Below are 20094 nucleotides of genomic sequence, written 5' to 3'. Positions count from 1 at the left end.
AGTGCCGACTTGTAGCAACTGGCGTAGACACGTAGACGGACGTAGTCCGGCTTCTCGCAGAGTAGTGGATAAGCGAAAGTAAAAGGGTCTCCCGGCATAAAGCACCTGGCGTGTATAGGAAAGTGATGTACGAAGTTCATAGGGACTACCTTCTAGCTTCTGGCTTCTGCCTGCTGCCTGCTGCCTACTGCCTGCTGCCTTCTGTTATGTTGCTGAGACTGCCCAAGATGAATGAGTACTTCTACTTGTAAGTTGGTAAGGGCTGCAACTCGCTCATTGTCTTCTGAATTATTAATACGAATTTTGACTTCAACTACTTTGTTATCTGTGTTTGCTCCTGGATTGTTACTGAATATATTTTGTTGAGTCACTTGTAAGCCGATATCTGCTACTGTTCCTTGTATCTCCCCAGAAAAAGCATCGCTAGTAATACTTGCCAGTTGACCTAGATGCACTTTTTTAATGTCGGCTTCGTAGACTTCCGCAACTACATACATTTGATTTGTACGACCAATTTGAGCAATACCTTGATTGCCGATCACTTCTCCAGGCCAAGTATAAACTCTTAAGATTTGACCATCGATAGGCGATCGCACCACACTTAAATCGAAATCTGCCTGAGCTTGGGCAACTGCTGCTTTTGCACTCTCAACGTCGGCTTGCGCTGCTTGCACATCTGTAGGGCGAACCTCAGCAATACTTGCTAGTCTGGCTCTTGCCTCAGTCAACTGCTTTTGTAGAGTTTCTGTGGTTCGATTTTTCACAGCTTTTGCTTCATTGAGCTGTTCTTGGATAGTTTCCATCCTCAAACGCCTAGTATCTGCATCGGAAGCTGAAATCGCTCCTTCTTGGTACAACATTTGATAGCGCCGATTCTCACTTTGGGCATTACGTAATTCTGCCTCTAGCCGAGCAATAGTTGCGCTTTGGGCAGATATTTCTCCAGCTAACTGAGCTTCTAAGCGGGCAATAGTTGCCTTTTGTGCATATATATCTCCTGCTTTTGCCCCCGCCTTTACCTGATTCAGACTAGCTTGGGCAACTTGGACTTGTTTTTTAGCTTGCTCTAAGGCAGCAAGACGAACATAGAAAGTATCAAGTAGCGCAATTGGTTGTCCTTTACGCACCTTGTTTCCTTTATTGACTAGAAGTCGTGCAACTCGAACACCACCTTGAGAATTAGGAGCAGATAAACTAATCACTTCTCCTTGAGGTTCCAAACGTCCAAGAGCAGCAACAGCAGTGATGGCAGGAGAAGTAACTGGGTTAGTTGAAGTTTGATCTACAGACTTAGGTAAAAATCTGAAAAGGCCGTAGAGAGAAACTGTACTGATACCTACAGCCGTAGCGATCACCATAATTATAGGCAACCGATTTGCAGGAATCGTCATTGGTTGCCTTTCTTTACGCACCATAATTAATATTTTCCCAGTGATTGATACAGTTCTACCTAATTATTTCTACAATTAGAGAGAAACAAATAGTAATAGCTCCGCTCTACAGTCACATAGATATAAAAAGTAAACTGGATAGAATTGACTGAATAATTTCCACCTTTATTTTTTGGAAGTATCAGAGGATGGACTATAGAAAAATATCCATCACTCTGTACCAGAGGGGAGCCATTTAATAATTTCTGCCTTCAAAGATATGCTTATTTACTAGTTTAGGATACCTCTTTTTTCCGTTTGACAATGTCTAAGTATTCGCTACGAGTTCCATCTATTCGATAATGGTCACAGATTTGGCAAAGTTTTAAGAGATCTAATCGACTAAAGACTTTTTGATGCTCAATCCCGTTGTCGTTTCTCCACCTCCAAAAAGTCGTTCTGTCAATACGGCGATTGTTTTCAGGCCACCGTCGTCGTGATAAAAATTCTATTAGTTCTTGCTCATAAAAGCAGTAGCCTTTTGGTAATTTGAGGAGCTCTTCTCTTAAATTAGATAGCGGTATGAGTGGATCTAAATCAGATAGTCTCATGCCAGCAACTCCGTTTAGTTTCATGGAATTTTAATCGGGTGAAAGCGGAATGCGACAAGGTGTAATTATAAATCTTGATGAAGCTATAAGAAATTTTGATGAACTACATTAACTAAAATTATGTTTACATTCTTCTGACCTCTACTTTGCTAATTAAGGACTATGAAGTGCCATTTCTATTCACTTTTTTATTCATTTTTATCTAACCATATACCATAGTCTGACTGATACTCAATTGCAACTGATATGCAACATTTTAAATACAAATAGAAATTGAATTTGAAATTTAATTATTCCGGTAATCTTTTTAAAAAAAGTTTGTTATTGAAGTCACAACGTTTTTACTTTTTAATTAAAAATGTAGTTTAATCATCTATCTTATAGCAGATATTTTAGTAATCATGTTCATTAGATAAATAACCACAGCAACAATATAAATTCTTATTGGCATAGAAGACAGACACAATCTAAAAATACCACATAGATGCATATCTATAAGCAAACTGTATTACACTCAATTGATAACTGCTACTTCTTATACCCAAGTTTTATAAGGGTATTATAAGAGCCTTATAAGACTCTTGTAAGACCTTATATATTGAGCAAAAATTACAAATATCTACTTTTTGACAGATGTAAAAATTAATCGCTTTACTAGTTGTTTAATTTTAAAATTATACAAAAGAATAATAATCTCAAATATTATGCCTTGATCAGAACAAATCAAGAAAACGATATTTCAGACTATATCTAGAATGTCTGCCCAGAAATTTAAATTAAGTTACACTCCTAATTGAAAAGCTCTTCTTAAAAATCCCCAATTAAGTCTAAAACACAGATAAAACTAAAGTTAGGACGAGTTTACAAAGAGAAGAGGTGCAATTTGTATGCAACTTTGGAAAATATACTTTAGGTATGATGAAAATAAGTGATATAAGTACAGACGTTTACACGCTTACACACTATAGATAATTTTGCATACTACAGAATAATGAAGCTACAGCGATTCATGCTCTCATTGCCAAATTTTGATAACCAACGGCTAATTTTTCATGCAGCCCGCCAAACAGTACGTAAAGCTGAGATGGCACGCCTTGCCGTACATGAATGGCTCAATCAACATGATTCTGAACTTGAAGAATGGAAAGCCAAAACAGCCTCCGAACTAGGAATTAGTGTTAGTGAATTTGAAAAGCAGCTATTAGATGCTGCTAATCTTCAGACTAAATCGAGGACTAGAGAAGATGATACCTAATTCAGAATCAAACCCTGATTGAGCTATTGAGCTAATGATATAAAGTTTCACTTTTGCATCAAGCGTAAATAGTAAGTAAGAGAGTATCTATAAAAAAGAGCAAAGCATTAATAAGCTTGATTTTTGCATATTACTGCTTTCAATATCTACAATTTTTCAAGTGTTTATCCTATCAACACTTGAGTATTATTAAGTTTCTGTTTATAGATATCCTCTAGTCATCACGGGTGTAAAAATATAAATTTGAATTGAACTTACTTTCTAAGCCTGCTTAATCAACGTTGCGTCAGAGTTGCATATGAGTTGTAATAGGAAATTAACCAGTCATAAAATAAGCAGCGAAAGCAATGAATGGGATTACTCTAATCCAAAGAGTATAGAAAGAGTAGAATTATTTTTCTAGATGAAGCTAACCCAGCTAAAGCTGACTAACAACTAATTTAGCTGCCTTGAAGAAAATCTCAATTGTTCTGTAAAAACAAGTATTTCTTCACTAACTACAGTTTCAACTTTGTTTGCATCAAGGGAGAAAAATTAGATAACTCCCGACATCTCACAAACACAATCATATTGAGTCATGACTGCTTCTTGGATTGAAGCTACCTTGGCACAGTTGCAAGAGGAAATAAGCAATTGTGAAAAAGGCTTGCACAAGCTTATAAAGGTGAAACAAACCATGTCCGCACAAGCGACAGAAACCAACAAAATTAATAGACGATTGCAACACACTCCAGTTGCCATTGTTGGAATGGCTTCTATTTTCCCGGAATCTAAAAATTTACAAGAATATTGGGAAAAAATTATTCGCAAAGTTGACTGTATCACCGATGTTCCTCCATCACGCTGGAGCATTGATGAATACTATGATCCTGATCCCAAAGCACCTGATAAAACCTACTGCAAACGCGGCGGATTCATCCCCGAAATCGAATTTAACCCGATGGAATTTGGGCTTCCCCCTAATGTTCTGGAAGTTACAGATATTTCGCAGTTGTTAAGTTTGGTTGTTGCAAAAGCAGCAATGGAAGATGCGGGCTACGGTGAAAAAAGCCAGTTTAATCGAGAGCGCACTGGAGTGATTTTGGGTGTGGCACTAGCAAGACAGCTAGCAATGCCATTGGCTACTAGGCTAGAGTATCCGATCTGGGAAAAAGCCCTCAAAAGTAGTGGTTTATCTGATGAGGATACACAAAAAATTATCGAGAAAATCAAAAGTGCATATGTGCGGTGGGAAGAAAATGCTTTTCCTGGTATGCTCGCGAATATAGTTGCTGGACGTATTGCCAATCGCTTAGATTTTGGAGGAACGAACTGTGTGGTGGATGCCGCCTGCGCCAGTTCATTAGGAGCGCTCGCCATGTCAATCAGCGAACTAGTTGAATATCGAGCCGACATGATGCTGACAGGCGGAGTTGACACCGACAACTCGATAGTCGCTTATATGTGTTTTAGCAAAACACCAGCTGTCACCCCAAGCCAGAATCCAAAACCTTTTGATGCTCAATCAGATGGGATGATGCTGGCTGAAGGTATTGGGATGCTAGTGCTAAAGCGTCTTGAAGATGCCGTCAGAGATAACGATCGCATCTATGCAGTTATTAAAGGTATTGGTACCTCTAGCGATGGACGCTATAAAAGCATTTATGCACCTCGCCCAGAAGGACAAGTCAGAGCTTTACATCGTGCTTATGAAGATGCAGGATTTTCGCCTGTAAGTGTCGGTTTAATCGAAGCGCACGGCACAGGCACGATGGTTGGAGATCCCGCCGAAGTTGCATCTCTCAAAGAGGTTTTTGGCGCCAACAATTCAAAAAAACAGCATATTGCACTCGGTAGTGTCAAATCCCAGATCGGGCATACAAAAGCTGCCGCAGGAGCAGCAAGCCTAATTAAAACGGCATTAGCTTTGCACCATAAAGTATTGCCACCAACTATCAACGTTACCAAACCACACCCAAAACTAGATCTTGAAAACTCACCGTTGTATTTGAATACGGAAACTAGACCTTGGATTCGTCTCGAAGCAGAAACACCAAGACGTGCTGGAGTCAGTTCTTTTGGATTTGGCGGCACGAATTATCACATCGTCTTGGAAGAATATTCCGGTGAACACGATCGCCCTTATCGTTTACATAAAACTCCCCAGTCAGTATTTATATTTGCACCTACACCAGAGCAGTTATTATCGCGTTGTGAAGAAATTCTAAGTAAATTGCAATCCGAAGATCAAGAACAGGATTATGAACTACTGATTGCAGCGTGTCAATCATTAGAAATTCCTGTCACAGATGCCAGAGTTGGATTTGTTGCCGATTCTTTAGCAGATGCTTGCAAGTTACTGCAAATCACCATTAAATTGCTCCAAGATAACTCCCAAGCCTCCTCGTGGGAACATCCCCAAGGGATTTTTTACCGCAAAACGGGTATTGTAACTGAGGGGAAAATAGTAGCTCTGTTTTCTGGGCAAGGCTCTCAATACTTGGAAATGGGTCGAGAACTTGCAATTAACTTTCCTTACTTACGACAGAGCTATAGTTGCATAGATAGTCTTTTCTGTAAAGATGGTTTACAGCCCCTTTCAGAAATAGTTTTTCCTCCTCCTGTATTTAATCCGCCTCAAAGACAGGCACAGGTTGAAGCACTACAGCAAACAGAATATGCCCAGCCAGCAATCGGAGCTTTTAGTGTTGGGCTTTACAAGATATTACAACAGGCAGGGTTCAAGCCAGATTTTGTTGTTGGACACAGCTTTGGAGAACTGACAGCTCTATGGGCTGCTGGTGTTCTCAGTGAAGAAGATTACTTTTTCTTGGTAAAAGCCAGAGGACAAGCTATGGCTGCACCAAACGATCCTGAGTTCGATGCCGGGGCGATGCTGGCAGTCAAAGGAGATGTCACTCAAGTTGAAGAGGTAGTCAAGAATTTTCCTTTAGTCACCATTGCTAATTTGAACTCTCCTCGTCAAGTTGTCTTAGCAGGAGCAAAGGCTGAAATCGCCAAAATTCGAGATATTTTAGAGAAAAGTGCTTTCTCTACCGTTTTACTACCAGTTTCGGCAGCTTTTCATACACCATTGGTAGCTCATGCCCAAAAACCCTTTGCTCATGCAATTGAGAAAGTGAATTTTAACCAGCCACAAATCTCTGTCTACACTAATGTGACAGGAGAGCGCTACCCAAGTGAACCCCAAGCCATTCAAAAAATCCTCAAACAACATCTGATTAATCAGGTACTTTTCAAGCAAGAAATTGAAAATATTTACGCTGAAGGTGGTTATTGCTTCATCGAATTTGGGCCTAAAAGTATTCTCACCAACTTGGTGAAAGATATTCTTGCAGAAAAACCCCATTTGGCTGTGGCTTTAAATAGCAGTCAGCAAAAGGATAGCGATCGCTGTCTTCGAGAAGCTGTTGTGCAGTTGCGTGTCGCTGGATTGCCTTTAAAAAATCTCGATCCCTATCAAATCGAGTACAAAACCCCAGAAGTTGCCAAAAATAAGCTATTGAATGTTTGGTTAAATGGTAGTAACTATCTGTCAGAAAAAACCAAGCAAGCTTTTGCAAAAGCTCTGCAAAATGGACATCAAGTCAGTATTGCATATGCAAAAGATGATTTCTCTACTCTGCCTGTCTTAAACACAAACAAGACGCCCATCCCCTCATATGTGAATTCAGAACACCACCAGCCTGCACTAGTTACAAACGGTTATAAACCAGCAGAATCTTCTGGCGAGAAAATTCACCAAAATGGGTATCAAGTTAGTTTTACGCATCCAAAAGATAATTCTCCTGGTGCTAATACCCCTTCTAGTCTTACTGTTAACAACACTCCCCCATATGTAAACACAGAAAATAGCAAGTCCATACTAGTTGCAAACGGTAATAAACCAGAAAAATCCTCTGAGATGATGAAATCTCCTCAAGCAACTTCTCAACCACAACAGCAATCAAATCCACAACTTCCTCAAAATTATCAACTAATTTTAGACAGCTTAGAGTACACTCTGATAGAATTTAATCGCCATCAACGTGATGTTCTGCGTGTTCACGAACAATCTTTGCAGCATCAGACGGAATATACTAAAACCTTCTTCCAACTGATGCAGCAGCAGAATTCCTTGCTCAAAAATAGTCAATCTGCTCTTCCCCAGGCAGAAAATAAGCAAATAGCACTCTCATATGCTGAACGCAGTATTATGCGTTTTCACGAGCACCAAGGCGAAACTCTGCGCGTTCATGAGCAGTATCTGAATCATCAAACAGAACACACCAAAAACTTTTTCCAATTGCTCCAGCAACAGTATGATCTGTTGATTGCGAATAAGGGCAATAAAATGGAACAGGAGGTTTGGGGAAAGAACTGTTACCCTAACCCAGACTTGCAACTTATAGAAGATGGGGTTTTAGACTCCCAGCGGAGAACAGATAAACGTCCTGCGGTTTTACCATCAGAGGAATCTACTATTAGTGAGCAGCAAGATAATTCTATTGTTGCTGTACCTGTTAATGAGTTAGTAACTAGCTTTGAAGTTGTTTCAACTAATGGTGTCCATTCTGACCTAAGTAATGGCGTTTATCATCATGGGAGTAATGGCACAAACTTGGGAGTTAGCCCTGAAGTTGTTTCAACTAATGGTGTTCATTCTGATACTAATAATGGTACAAAACCAGTTGCAATCAAAACTTCTGACACGTCTATAGATACGCTCTCATCACCAATCACAATTGATGAAGCTACCCTGAGTCAGACTCTACTAAATGTTGTAAGTGAGAAGACAGGTTATCCAGTCGAGATGTTGGAACTGTCGATGGATATCGAGGCTGATTTAGGAATTGATTCGATCAAACGAGTTGAAATTTTGGGAGCGCTGTTGGAATTATACCCAGATTTGCCCAAGCCGAATCCAGAAGAACTGGGACAACTACGTACTCTTGGTCAAATCGTAGAGTATATGCGGACTCTTGTACCAGCAATTGCTCAAATTGAGTCTGCACCCACCAACATAGCGCAAGAAGTAGAAGACGCAAAGAGAAATGAGGACAAGGAGACAAGGAGACAACAAGACTTTGGGAGAGAATCTGATTCACAATTCTCAGTGTCTTCTTCCTCCTCAATTCCTGCCACTATTGCTACTCCAGAAGAACCAACTTCCCTAGTTTCTGCTATTGCCATTACTCCAGCAGAATCGGTTTCCCCAGTCCCATCGGTTGATTTTAGCGATCTCAGCCAAATTCTGCTCAACGTTGTGAGCGAAAAGACAGGCTATCCAGTAGAGATGCTAGAACTGTCGATGGATATGGAGGCAGATTTGGGAATTGATTCGATCAAACGAGTTGAAATACTGGGAGCGCTGTTGGAGCTATACCCAGATTTACCCAGGCCTAATCCAGAAGAACTGGGAGAATTACGTACTCTTGGTCAAATAGTTGACTACATGAAACAACAGGCTAACGTGCTGGAAAAAAAAACACTTCCAGTCGAGCCTTGCAGCCAGCTACCTGAGCTAGATTGTAAGATTCTCCGCAGTCCAGTCAAACTCAAATTTCTTCCAGAACCCGACGTTTTAGATTTTACCTTGCCAGAAAAGCATATTGCCTTGCTTACTGATGATGGCTCCCTCACTACCTCAGAACTTGCTCTTGCTCTTTATGAACGCGGTTGGAAAGTGGTTGTCTTAAGTTTTCCCCAAACCTTAATTGCACAACAGTTGCCTTTACCAGAAGGAGTAAATCGTGTTGTCTTGGCTTCATTGAGTGAGGAGAATTTGAAAAATCAGTTAGAAGCGATCGCCTCTGAGTATGGTTCAATTGCCGCGTTCATTCACCTCAATCCTGCAAGTCATGACGATACTAGCAATGACATCCGTTATCTGGAAACCGAGAAAGCCCTACTTCGCCAAGTCTTTCTGATTGCCAAACATCTTAAAGAACCACTCAATCAAGCCGCATCTGTAGGACGTAGTTGCTTTTTGACTGTTGCTCGTCTTGATGGTGAGTTCGGACTAGGACAGAAAACCAACTTTGGTGCCATCGGTAGTGGGCTGTTTGGATTAACCAAAACCTTAAATCAAGAATGGGAACCCGTATTTTGCCGAGCGCTAGATCTCAGCCCCGATTTAGATACTCAAACATCAGTAAGCTATATCCTCGCCGAACTCTACGATCCCAATCGGTTAATTACTGAAGTTGGATATAGTTCGCAAGGACGAACAACACTGGTGTGTGAAGAGGACACGGGGACACGGGGAGGGGGAGACACGGAGAACTCTTCTCTCTCCGCGTCACCGCGTCTTTCCATCTCCGCGTCTTCTCCCCGATCCCAAGTCTTTCTCGTCAGTGGTGGTGCAAAAGGGATAACAGCTCAATGCGTTATTCAATTGGCACAATGTTATCAATGCAAATTTATTTTGCTCGGACGTTCTCCTGTAGATCCCGAACCTGTATGGGCTGAAGGCTGCTTAAATGAGGGGGAACTGAAAAAGCGGATTATGGATGATTTTCTAGCCAAAGGGGACAAGCCTACACCTGCAATGGTGCAGAAAAAGTATAAGGCTATTTCCTCTCGGCGAGAAATTGACACAACACTACGAGCAATTGAGCAGGCAGGTGGACAAGCAGAATATTTGAGCGTGGATATAACTGATGCAACACTGCTCCAAGAACAACTTAATGCCGTAGTAGAACGTTTAGGTACAGTAACAGGAATTATTCACGGAGCTGGCAATTTAGCAGATAAACGCATTGAAAACAAATCAGAACGGGATTTTGAAACCGTTTACGCTGCCAAAGTTAAAGGATTGGAAAATCTGCTGCGTTGTGTGTCGCCCGATCAACTGAATTATTTAGTCCTGTTTTCCTCTGTAGTGGGTTTTTATGGGAATATTGGCCAGTCAGATTATGCGATCGCCAACGAAATTCTTAACAAGTCAGCTCATCTTGTGAAACGTAATTATCCCAATTGTCACGTAGTTGCGATCAATTGGGGACCCTGGGAAAGTGGCATGGTAACTCCAGAATTAAAGAAAGCTTTTACCGAACGGGGTATTGAGACTATTCCTATAAAAGTTGGAACTCAAATGTTAGTTAACGAACTAACACAAACCAACCAACCAACTGTGCAAGTGGTAATTGGTAGTCCCCTCACCTACACACCAAAATCTCTCAACCCTGAGTTGAAAAAATTTCGTATCCAGCGACGATTAAAATTAGCAGCCAACCCATTTTTACAAGATCATGTGATTGCTGGTCGCCCAGTTTTACCTGCCACTTGTGCCTTATCATGGATTACGAGCACCTGCGAACAACTTTATCCCGGTTACAAATCATTTAGTTGTCTAAACTATAAGGTTTTGAAGGGAATTATTTTTGATGAAAGTCTTGCCAGTGAATACACCATAGATTTACAAGAGATTGCTAAAAACGATGCAGATGAGATAGAGCTTGATGCTAAAATCTGGAGTCAAAACCGAGAAGGAAAAATACGTTATCACTTTAGCAGCCATGTCAAGCTTAAACATCAAATTCCTGTTACCCCTAATTATGATGCCCTTAACTTGCAACAAGAAGAAATAATCTTTGGTTCTAGTAACTCGCTTTATCAAAATGGAGCAATGAGCTTGTTTCACGGCCCTTATTTTCAAGGTGTAAAAACTATCTTAAATGCCAGTCCTGAAAAGGTTACTATAGAATGTACTTTGCCAAATCTTGGAAATAGACAACAAGGGCAATTTCCAGTAATCACGTTTAATCCCTATATTGCAGATGTTCAAATTCATTCACTGTGGATTTGGACGCAGTATTTTCATCAAAAAGGTTGTTTACCTTCAGAAATAAAAACTTTTGAACAGTTCGCACCTATTCCATTTGGTGAAAAGTTTTACGTTTCTTGCGAAGTCAAATCAAAAACTGAATCATCTGTGATTGCTGATGTGATTGCACATGACATTCAAGGGAAAATATATACTCGCATGATTGGAGCAAAGGGAACTATTTTGCCTACGAAAAGAGGATAGGAAATAGGGGACAGGGGACAGGGAGAATGATTCTTCCTACAGTTTCCCTCTCCCACTCTTCCATTCTTCCCCTTCTTTTGGGTAGGTACAAGTTTCTCAAAGTATGCGTTGGTACGAGGAGATTAAGTAATGGGCATAGGTGAGCAAAGTAATAATCCCAAAATTGCGATTGTTGGTATGGATTGCTTTTTGGGAGGCTGCAAAGAATTAGATACTTTTGAACGCAGTATTTATGAAGCAACCCAACACTTTATAGATGTTCCTCCTCAACGATGGCAAGGAGCGCAAAAGCAAGAGCATTTGCTCAAAAACTATGGCTTTGAAAGCGGCACAGCACCTGTAGGTGCATACATAAAAGATTTTGATATTGATTTATCAGATTTTCAATTAGCACCTGAGAAAGCGGATAAATTAAATCCTCAAGAATTGTTGATACTTAAGGTAGCCGATCGCGCCCTGAAAGATGCAAAACTCAATCAAGGCAGCAGGGTAGGAGTTGTGATTGTTGTGGCAGCAGAAGTTTCTCTTTGTCTGTTTAATCAGCAAGCGAAAGACAGTATTGCCAATTTATGCAGTATTTCTAATTTATGGAATTTTGCTGGCCCTTCATTTACACTTACTGCCGAACAAAATTCTGTATTCACAGCTTTAGAAGTTGCACAAAAGCTACTTTCTATCAAAGAAGTAGATGCTGTTGTTGTCGGTGCTGTCGAACTTGCCGGAAATAGTGCTAGTGTTTTAGCACGAAATCAGATAGCAAAAGTCAACCAAGGCATCAATACTCTCAGCTATGATCGCAATACTAATGGCTGGATGGTAGGTGAAGGTGCAGCTGCGGTGGTGTTGAAGCTCCATGAAACAGCACAACAAGATGGCGATCGCATTTATGCAGTAATGGAAGCCCTCAGTGTCTTGAAACAGAATTCCACCACCAACACACTCTCTGAGGAGGCAGCAGTAACGCAAGTTTGCCATCAAACTTTTCATTCTACGGGTATCATGCCCACAGACATTGGCTATCTAGAAGTTTTCGGTAGTGGGGTTCCCCATCAAGATGAGTCAGAAATTAAGGGTTTGCTCCAAGCTTATCGAACTTACGAACCCAATCTGACTTGTGCTATTGGCAGTGTTAAAGCCAATATTGGTCATACTTACGCTGTCTCAGGCATAGTCAGTTTAATTAAAACTGCGCTCTGCTTGTATCACCGTTACATTCCCGGTGTACCTCAGTGGACTGCTCCCAAACTACCAGAACTTTGGCAGAATAGCCCTTTTTATGTAGCTGTTGAATCAAAACCGTGGTTTTTAGAACCAGGAGCTACTAAAAGAATCGCTGCCATTAACAGTATGGAGATGGATGGCAGCTACGTACATTTAATTTTGTCAGAGGAAATAACTCAAAAAGAACGTATTAGTAGGTATTTAGAGCAAACACCTTTGTATTTGTTTGCGATCGCTGCTGATGATTGTCCAACCTTATTAGAGCAGATCCGCGCTTTAGAACCAAAAATCACAACATCTTCCCTATCAGCTGCCGCAAGCCTTACCTTTGCAGCCTTTCAACAGCGTCAAAATGCCAGTTACACAATGGTAATTATTGGGCGCAATCAAGAAGAATTGATACGAGAAATTCAGCGTGCTCTTGCGGGTGTTGCCGATGCTTTTGCCACAGGTAAAGACTGGCAAACTCCTGTAGGTAGCTATTTCACGCCAAAACCACTGGGTAAAAAAGGGACTGTCGCTTTCGTTTATCCTGGTGCTTACAGTTCTTATATCGGTATTGCTCGCAATCTGTTTCGCCTATTTCCCAAAATTTACGACGATCCAATTATCAAAAGCGTTTACAGTCGTGTCGCCAATATAGAGAAAATTCTTTATCCGCGCAGCCTGAACAAATTATCAAAAAGGCAATTAGAAGCCCTAGAACAGAGATTGATAGACGATCCAGTCGCAATGCTCGAATCTGAAATGGGTGTTGCTGGATTGTTGAGTGCAATTCTAAGAAATTACTTCCAACTACAACCTGATTGCGCCTTTGGGTATAGCCTGGGCGAAACTAGCATGATGCTTGCTCAGGGTGTGTGGACTCACTTTCATGAAGGCAGTGAGGGCTTGAACTCATCTGCTCTATTTAAAACAGAGTTATCCGGAGCTAAAAATGCTGTTCGCAGGTTTTGGAAATTACCCCAAATTCAGGATGGAGAAAGCTCTGAGTTTTGGAGTACACATATTCTTATGTGTCCAGTATCCCTCGTTCAGGAAGCTCTCAAGCATGAAAACCACGTTTACTTAATTCTCATTAATACTCCACAAGAAGTCGCGATCGCTGGTGATACCCAAGCCTGCCAAAGAGTCATTCAAAGGCTAAATTGCGATGCTTTTGGTGCTCCTTTCAATCATGTCATTCATTGCGAGGCTATACGTTCTGAGTACGATGAACTCGTTAAAATAAATACCTTACCTATTCAAAATATACCAAATACTGTTTTTTATTCCGCAGCAAATTACCAACCAATTACCCTCGATAGTAATTCTATTGGTCACAGTATTGCTAAAGTTCTTGTTCAACAGCTTGATTTCCCTCGGTTAATTAACCGTGTCTGGGAAGATGGTGCCAGAATATTTATCGAAGTAGGAGCTGGCGCTAACTGTTTGAGATGGATTAGCGGAACTCTCAAGCAAAAAGAACACGTCGCAATTTCTCTCAATAAAAGAGGGTTAGACGAGCATACTTCTATTATTCGAGCATTGGCAAGGCTTGTCAGTCATCAAGTAAAGATGGACTTGTCATTACTATATTCTCAAGTTCAAGAAACTTCAAACAAAAACCAGTCAAAAATTAAAACTATAACTTTGTGTGATAGCGAGTTGAACTTTACACAATTGCATAACAAAGACCAGAAAATTTTTCCATATCAAGCTTCCAATTTTCTGATTAATGGTACTGGAAAACAACAGGATGGATCACTAGATTTGAAGAAATTTGAGTATGTTAATCCTTACTCTCACCAAAGTACTCTCAGAGAGTATGAATTTGTAAACAAATCACAAAAACCGGAAATTAGTACACAACAAGAAGAAAATCAAATTCTTTCTACTGACAATACAAAAAATGACAACGTCACTCATGAAACTCCAATGCTAAATTTACGCGATACTCTATATCAAAAGTTGAGTGAAAATTCCTCCCACTTTACCAAAACCCATACTGATTTTTTGCAGGCTAGACAAGAATCACTGAATCAACTTAGTGCAATAATTCAGGTTCAATTAAATTGTTTACAGCATATTGTTGAAAACAACTCCTTCGATTCAGAGAATCAAACACAATAATTGATATCTTGCACTAGAGCCTCTGGCTTTAGTTATTGTTACCAGGTTAAACCTGGTAACGAGGGTTTCGAGGCTGCTACCTCCAAATTGCTGTTTTCTTTCTATTTTTGCAAGAACATAAAGCAACTAATTTTGACTTCCTACTCTTATAAATTAGAGGGTTAACAACGTGAGACTTGTAGACACTATATTGCGTCAGAATTTAAACGATCTCAAATTTTCAGACATTTTTTCTCATCATAATCAAGTTTGGCAAGGTTCTTTAGATTCTGTCTCTTTTGACAAAGAAGGCATAAAAACTAAACTACTGAATTTAGATAAACCTTGTTATATTATTAGATTAGAAGGAGAAATTGGTGTAACCAACGAAGGTTACTTATACAATTCCAATAATGGACAAACGGGAAAAGTGGAGATGCTTATAGCTGTTCCGCCCTTGGCAATTCAACAGTTAGGTGATCCAACTTTTTTAGATTTTTATAACGTGAAATATGCCTATGCTACTGGCGCGATGGCTCAAGGAATAGCTTCTGAAGAACTAGTCATTGCTCTTGGGAAAGAGAAAATCTTGAGCTCATTTGGTGCCGGGGGCTTGTCTCCTTCTCGTATCGAAGCAGCCATTAACCGCATTCAACAAGCCTTACCAGAAGGGCCTTACATTTTTAATTTACTCCACAGCCCCAGTGAACCAACTATTGAACGCGGTGTTGTTAATTTGTATCTCAAATATGGCATCAGAACAGTAGAAGCTTCTGCCTTCCTAGATTTAACTGACAACATAGTCTACTATCGATGTGCTGGTCTGAGTTTAAATGCAACTAATAAAATTGAAATCAAAAATAAAATTATTGCCAAAATTTCTAGAAGAGAAGTTGCAACCAAATTTCTTCAGCCTGCTCCTACAAAAATTCTCAAGCAGTTAGTTGAACAAGGCCTAATCAGTGAATTACAAGCAAAACTAGCTGAACAAGTTCCAATGGCGGATGATATCACAGTAGAAGCAGACTCTGGTGGTCATACAGATAATCGTCCTCTAGTTTGTCTGTTTCCTTCCATCCTAGAACTCAGAGATGAAATTCAAAGAAAATATGCTTATGAAAAACCTGTCCGAGTTGGGGTAGCAGGAGGAATTGCAACTCCTCAATCAGCATTAGCCGCCTTTATGATGGGTGCTGCTTATATTGTCACTGGCTCTATTAACCAGTCTTGTGTTGAAGCCGGAACATCTGAACATACCAAACAACTACTGGCTCAAGCTGAAATGGCAGACGTGATGATGGCTCCGGCAGCAGATATGTTTGAGATGGGCGTCAAACTTCAAGTCCTTAAAAGAGGAACTTTCTTCCCTCTGCGAGCGCAAAAACTGTCTGATTTATACAAAACTTATGACTCCATTGAAGACATTCCGCCAGCAGAAAGGGAGAAATTAGAAAAACAAATTTTTAAAAAGAGCTTGGAAACAATTTGGGAGGATACCGCCGCCTATTTATCTCAAAGAAATCCAGATAAATTAGCTAAAGCTGCCAACAACCCTAAACTGAAGATGGCTCTAATTTTCCGTTGGTATCTGGGATTATCATCTCGCTGGTCTAATTCTGGAGAAAAAGGACGAGAAACCGATTATCAAATTTGGTGTGGCCCGGCAATGGGTAGTTTCAATAATTGGGTGAGGGGATCTTACTTAGCAGAGCCAAATAATCGAAAAGTAGTTGACGTTGCCAACCAAATTATGAGAGGAGCAGCATTTTTATACCGGATGCAAAGTTTAAAAATCCAAGGATTGCAAATGCCAGCTAACTACATTCAGTATCAACCGAAATTGGACTGATACATTTTGTCATCTATGTAACAACCTTTCCCATCTACAGTCATGAAACGTGTACTTGTAGTTTATTACTCACAATCGGGGGATGTGGTTCGTGCCGCCGAATCTTTTACTAGATATCTGAATGCACCATCTGTTGATCTGACCTGGGAATGTATTAAACCAAAAGCTGATTATCCTTATCCTTGGAACTTGTATAAGTTTTTTGATGTTTTCCCAGAATGTGTAAACCAGGAGCATCCGGAAATTTATCCACCAAAATTTAGTGAAGATGAAAAATTTGACCTCGTTATCATAGCCTATCAGGTTTGGTTTTTGGCACCATCTTTACCAATTCAGGGATTTTTCAAATCCCAGTATGCAAAAGTCCTTAAGAACACGAAAGTCATCACTTTAGTAGTGTGTCGCAATATGTGGCACTCTGCCTCAGAAATGATGAAGAAAATGATTGCTTCTGTTGGAGGAATTCATATTGACAATGTAGTTTTAACTCATCAAGGGCCAGCTTTACTTACCTTTATTACCACTCCTCGATTACTGTTGACAGGGAAAAAAAATAGATTTTTGGGAGTATTGCCTGCAGCAGGAGTCAAAAATGAAGATATCTATGCACTCTCAAGATTTGGCAAGCGCATAGCCAATCATCTTGAATCGTTAAATGATAGTTCTCCTCAGCCAATGCTGAAAGGACTTGGGGCTGTGGAAGTCAATCAACGCTATGTGATTGTGGAAGTAATTGGCCACTTAGCATATCGTCCCTGGGCCAAGTTGTCTCGTTTGTTTGGTAAACAGGGAAGTTGGAGCAGAATACCAATTATTTGCATCTTTGCAATGCAACTAGTATTGGCGATTCCAATTGTTGTGCTCATTTCTAGTGTTATTCAATTTTTGTTTGCTCCTTTAATTCATCAAAAAATTGCGTCTTATATTGAACTTTTAAAATCCCCATCTGATGCAAGCTAAGAGTCAGCAAAAACTCATTGCTTGCAAGGGATTAGTGGTATTCATCTGAGTCTTGTAAATTTATTTGGAGGCAATTATGGCTTCAGCATATATTACAGGTTTAGGAGTTTTTCTACCAAATGCACCTGTTAGTAATGAGGAGATAGAAAATGTTCTTGGCTTAGTGAATGGAAAACTCTCTCGCTCCAAAAAACGAATTCTGGACAATAATGGTATTAAATCGAGATATTATGCCATTGATCCCAAGACTGGGAAGCAAACTCATACTAATGCACAATTAACAGCCGAAGCTGTACGTATTCTTTCTAAAAACTCTAATTTTCCCTTAGAGCAAATAAAATGTTTAGTTTGTGGAACATCTTCTCCGGATCAAATTGTTCCTAACCATACTTTGATGGTGCATGGGGAACTTGGATGTCCTCCTTGTGAGGCTGTAGCCACAAATGGAGTCTGCTGCTCAGGGGTAACAGCATTTAAGTATGGGTATATGAGTGTATCTGCTGGTGTGATCAAAAATGCTATCACCACAGCTTCAGAACTTGTATCAAATCAATTCCAGGCAAAGTTCTTTCAGCCAGAAATAGAAGCTAAAATTCAGGAGCTACAGACAAAACCTTGTATCTCTTTTGAGAAGGACTTTTTAAGGTGGATGCTTTCTGATGCTGCTGCTGCTGTATTGATTGCGGATACTCCTTGTCAAGATCGGATTTCACTGAGAATAGACTGGGTTGATATCATCTCTTTTGCTAATGAGGTAGAGACTTGTATGTATGCAGGAGCGGTGAAGAGATCTGATGGTTCTTTACAAGGCTTGCGGGATGTCGAAAATCCAGATGAAGTCTGGAAAGAAAATTATATTGCCCTTAAACAGGATGTCAAACTTTTAACTGCAAATATTATTCCTTATGGTAAAAAAGGGTTTTTGTCTGTTTGGGAAAAATACAATCTGAAATCAGATGCAATCACTTGGTTTTTGCCTCACTATTCTTCAGAATATTTTATGCCGCAGCTCTATGAAACCTTAGAGAATGTTGGATTTAGAATTCCCTTGGAAAAGTGGTTTACTAACTTAACATACAAAGGGAATACAGGCTCTGCTTCTATCTTTGTCATGTTAGAAGAAATTATGTCATCAGGCAGGGTAAAAAGAGGTGATAAAATATTTTGCTTTGTCCCTGAGAGTGCTAGATTTTCATATGCTTATATGCACCTCACAGCTATTTAATTGTGTGTTTGTTATTGCCTAAAATTTTTTATTTAGGTAATATATGAAAAAAGATAAAGATATAGCAATTCTAACTGAGATGCAAATGCATTCCTGTTGAAATCTATCTCTTACAAGGAACCTAGCGTCAAGTGTTCGTAAATCAAATAGGATTGCTATAGACTTTATAAGTGAATGAATATAGCGATTGTGCAAGATTATTAATATTTCAAATACTCGTTTATTGAAAAAATAATATATACTCAAGATGAGTGATAAAAATCCAAATCCTAATAGTTTTTCTATCGAAAGTAGTGACGAAAGCGACAAAGTTTTATTCAACCATAATCAGAGTTTATTAATATCTATTGGTTGGATTTTAGGCCGTTCTCTATTTCCTTTGCTTGTGGTAATAGTTCTGATAGGGACTATATTTTGGGGGCCATGGGTGAGCCTGATCGTAGCACTTTGTGGCGTCGGAATATTGCAGGGAACAAAGGTATTTTGATAATGTTAGAAACAGATAAAAAGCGGTCAAACTCCGGCAAAAGTATCCTATCTAATCCCGAAGATATTAACTGTATTATTTTCCATCTAGTAACTCTGTTCGCTTATGGGTTAGCCTTTTGGCTCTACCTCCATCCGGAAGTTGCCCATATCCAAGGGCTGTGGTCGCGTATTGCTTTCGTGTTGGCGTCAGCCGTGATGTTAGGCTGGATCTCAGGTATTGATATAGGGGTTAACTTCCACAACCATGTCCACCGCAAAATATTCCGCGTACCCTGGTTAAATATTTGGTTCGGTCGGCTGTGGACATTCTCTGGAGGCTGGCCGTCCTTTTTCTGGGAATATGCCCACGTGACTGTCCACCATGCGGATACCTTAGGAGCAACAGACTGGACTGTACCCAAACGCCGTCCTGATAACTCTTTTGAAAATATTTATTGGTATTGCCTCTTGCACTGGCCGTGGCGCTACACTATCCATCTGTGGCAAGACTTCCGTTCTGGTCGCGGAGGGGCGCACGTTGGACAAAAAGCCATTAAAGAGTTTGCTATTTTTCTCACTCTCTGGTCTATCCCTTTGTTGATAGATCCTGTGATGTCCCTTGGTCTTTGGGTTTTGCCTCACTACCTGGCTAATGTTCTCACCATGGGTATGGGAATGTATGTCCAACATATCGGGTGTGTGGAAGCATCGACTGAGCATCCCTACAGACATTCAAACACTTTCCTCTCCCCCATGTTTAATCTGACAATGTTCAACATTGGATATCATATCGAGCATCATTGTTATCCTCACATACACTGGAGTGCTTTACCAGCGTGTCATAAGCGTTTGAAGTCAGATTTAATTAATGATGATGCTAGTATTGTACCCTTTGGCTTCTTCTATGGCGCGACTTTGTTCGCCCTCGTTGCGCCAATGCAACGTTCTCACGCACGCTGTGATTTTAAAGCAGTGCGGCACCCTGATTATGTCAAACCAGCCTTGGCACAGGAGTTTCCTAGTTGAAGGTAGA

9 protein-coding genes are annotated in these 20094 nt (G+C 40.2%); 7 read left to right on the top strand and 2 right to left on the bottom strand.

What is annotated here, in order from left to right; translation table 11 throughout:
* Positions 1–152 precede the first annotated feature (152 nt).
* Positions 153–1415: an ABC exporter membrane fusion protein gene (locus tag QUB80_RS32415; RefSeq protein WP_289793563.1), complete on the bottom strand. Its 1263-nt coding sequence runs from the start codon at positions 1413–1415 to the stop codon at positions 153–155.
* 251 nt (positions 1416–1666) lie between these two features.
* Positions 1667–1981 (bottom strand): hypothetical protein, encoded by a 315-nt coding sequence (locus QUB80_RS32410; protein WP_276751483.1) that lies wholly within the window; start codon positions 1979–1981, stop codon positions 1667–1669.
* 991 nt (positions 1982–2972) lie between these two features.
* Between QUB80_RS32410 and QUB80_RS32405 the strand changes: the two genes are divergently transcribed.
* From QUB80_RS32405 to QUB80_RS32375, 7 genes are all read left to right on the top strand, one after another.
* Positions 2973–3236, top strand: a complete 264-nt coding sequence (locus QUB80_RS32405) for a hypothetical protein (protein WP_289793562.1) — start codon at positions 2973–2975, stop codon at positions 3234–3236.
* A 577-nt stretch (positions 3237–3813) separates the two neighbouring features.
* Positions 3814–11247, top strand: coding sequence for a type I polyketide synthase (locus QUB80_RS32400; RefSeq protein ID WP_289793561.1), 7434 nt, complete (start codon positions 3814–3816; stop codon positions 11245–11247).
* A 129-nt stretch (positions 11248–11376) separates the two neighbouring features.
* The gene (locus tag QUB80_RS32395) at positions 11377–14580 is read left to right on the top strand and encodes a PfaB family protein (protein ID WP_289793560.1); all 3204 of its coding nucleotides are present in this window, start codon (positions 11377–11379) and stop codon (positions 14578–14580) included.
* 169 nt (positions 14581–14749) lie between these two features.
* Positions 14750–16408, top strand: a complete 1659-nt coding sequence (locus tag QUB80_RS32390) for a PfaD family polyunsaturated fatty acid/polyketide biosynthesis protein (protein ID WP_289793559.1) — start codon at positions 14750–14752, stop codon at positions 16406–16408.
* Positions 16409–16450: 42 nt separating this feature from the next.
* A complete protein-coding gene (locus QUB80_RS32385) occupies positions 16451–17368 on the top strand; it encodes a hypothetical protein (RefSeq protein ID WP_289793558.1) in 918 nt (305 codons plus the stop codon).
* Positions 17369–17444: 76 nt separating this feature from the next.
* On the top strand, positions 17445–18593 hold the full coding sequence (locus tag QUB80_RS32380) for a beta-ketoacyl-ACP synthase III (protein WP_336622368.1): 1149 nt from the start codon (positions 17445–17447) through the stop codon (positions 18591–18593).
* Between the two features lie 423 nt (positions 18594–19016).
* Positions 19017–20087, top strand: coding sequence for a fatty acid desaturase family protein (locus QUB80_RS32375; RefSeq protein WP_289793556.1), 1071 nt, complete (start codon positions 19017–19019; stop codon positions 20085–20087).
* Positions 20088–20094 lie beyond the last annotated feature (7 nt).

Source organism: Chlorogloeopsis sp. ULAP01, from assembly GCF_030381805.1.
In the GTDB taxonomy this organism is placed as follows: Bacteria; Cyanobacteriota; Cyanobacteriia; order Cyanobacteriales; family Nostocaceae; genus Chlorogloeopsis.
Note: the sequence above shows the minus strand (reverse complement) of the source record. Positions and strands in the feature narration are given on the sequence as shown.

Bases quoted from the DNA above. Each gene is read 5' to 3' on its own strand.
- QUB80_RS32385 (WP_289793558.1), top strand. From the start codon at position 16,451: ATGAAACGTGTACTTGTAGTTTATTACTCACAATCGGGGGATGTGGTT.
- QUB80_RS32375 (WP_289793556.1), top strand. From the start codon at position 19,017: ATGGGTGAGCCTGATCGTAGCACTTTGTGGCGTCGGAATATTGCAGGG.
- QUB80_RS32400 (WP_289793561.1), top strand. From the start codon at position 3,814: ATGACTGCTTCTTGGATTGAAGCTACCTTGGCACAGTTGCAAGAGGAA.
- QUB80_RS32405 (WP_289793562.1), top strand. From the start codon at position 2,973: ATGAAGCTACAGCGATTCATGCTCTCATTGCCAAATTTTGATAACCAA.
- QUB80_RS32410 (WP_276751483.1), bottom strand. From the start codon at position 1,981: ATGAGACTATCTGATTTAGATCCACTCATACCGCTATCTAATTTAAGA.
- QUB80_RS32415 (WP_289793563.1), bottom strand. From the start codon at position 1,415: ATGGTGCGTAAAGAAAGGCAACCAATGACGATTCCTGCAAATCGGTTG.
- QUB80_RS32395 (WP_289793560.1), top strand. From the start codon at position 11,377: ATGGGCATAGGTGAGCAAAGTAATAATCCCAAAATTGCGATTGTTGGT.
- QUB80_RS32380 (WP_336622368.1), top strand. From the start codon at position 17,445: ATGGCTTCAGCATATATTACAGGTTTAGGAGTTTTTCTACCAAATGCA.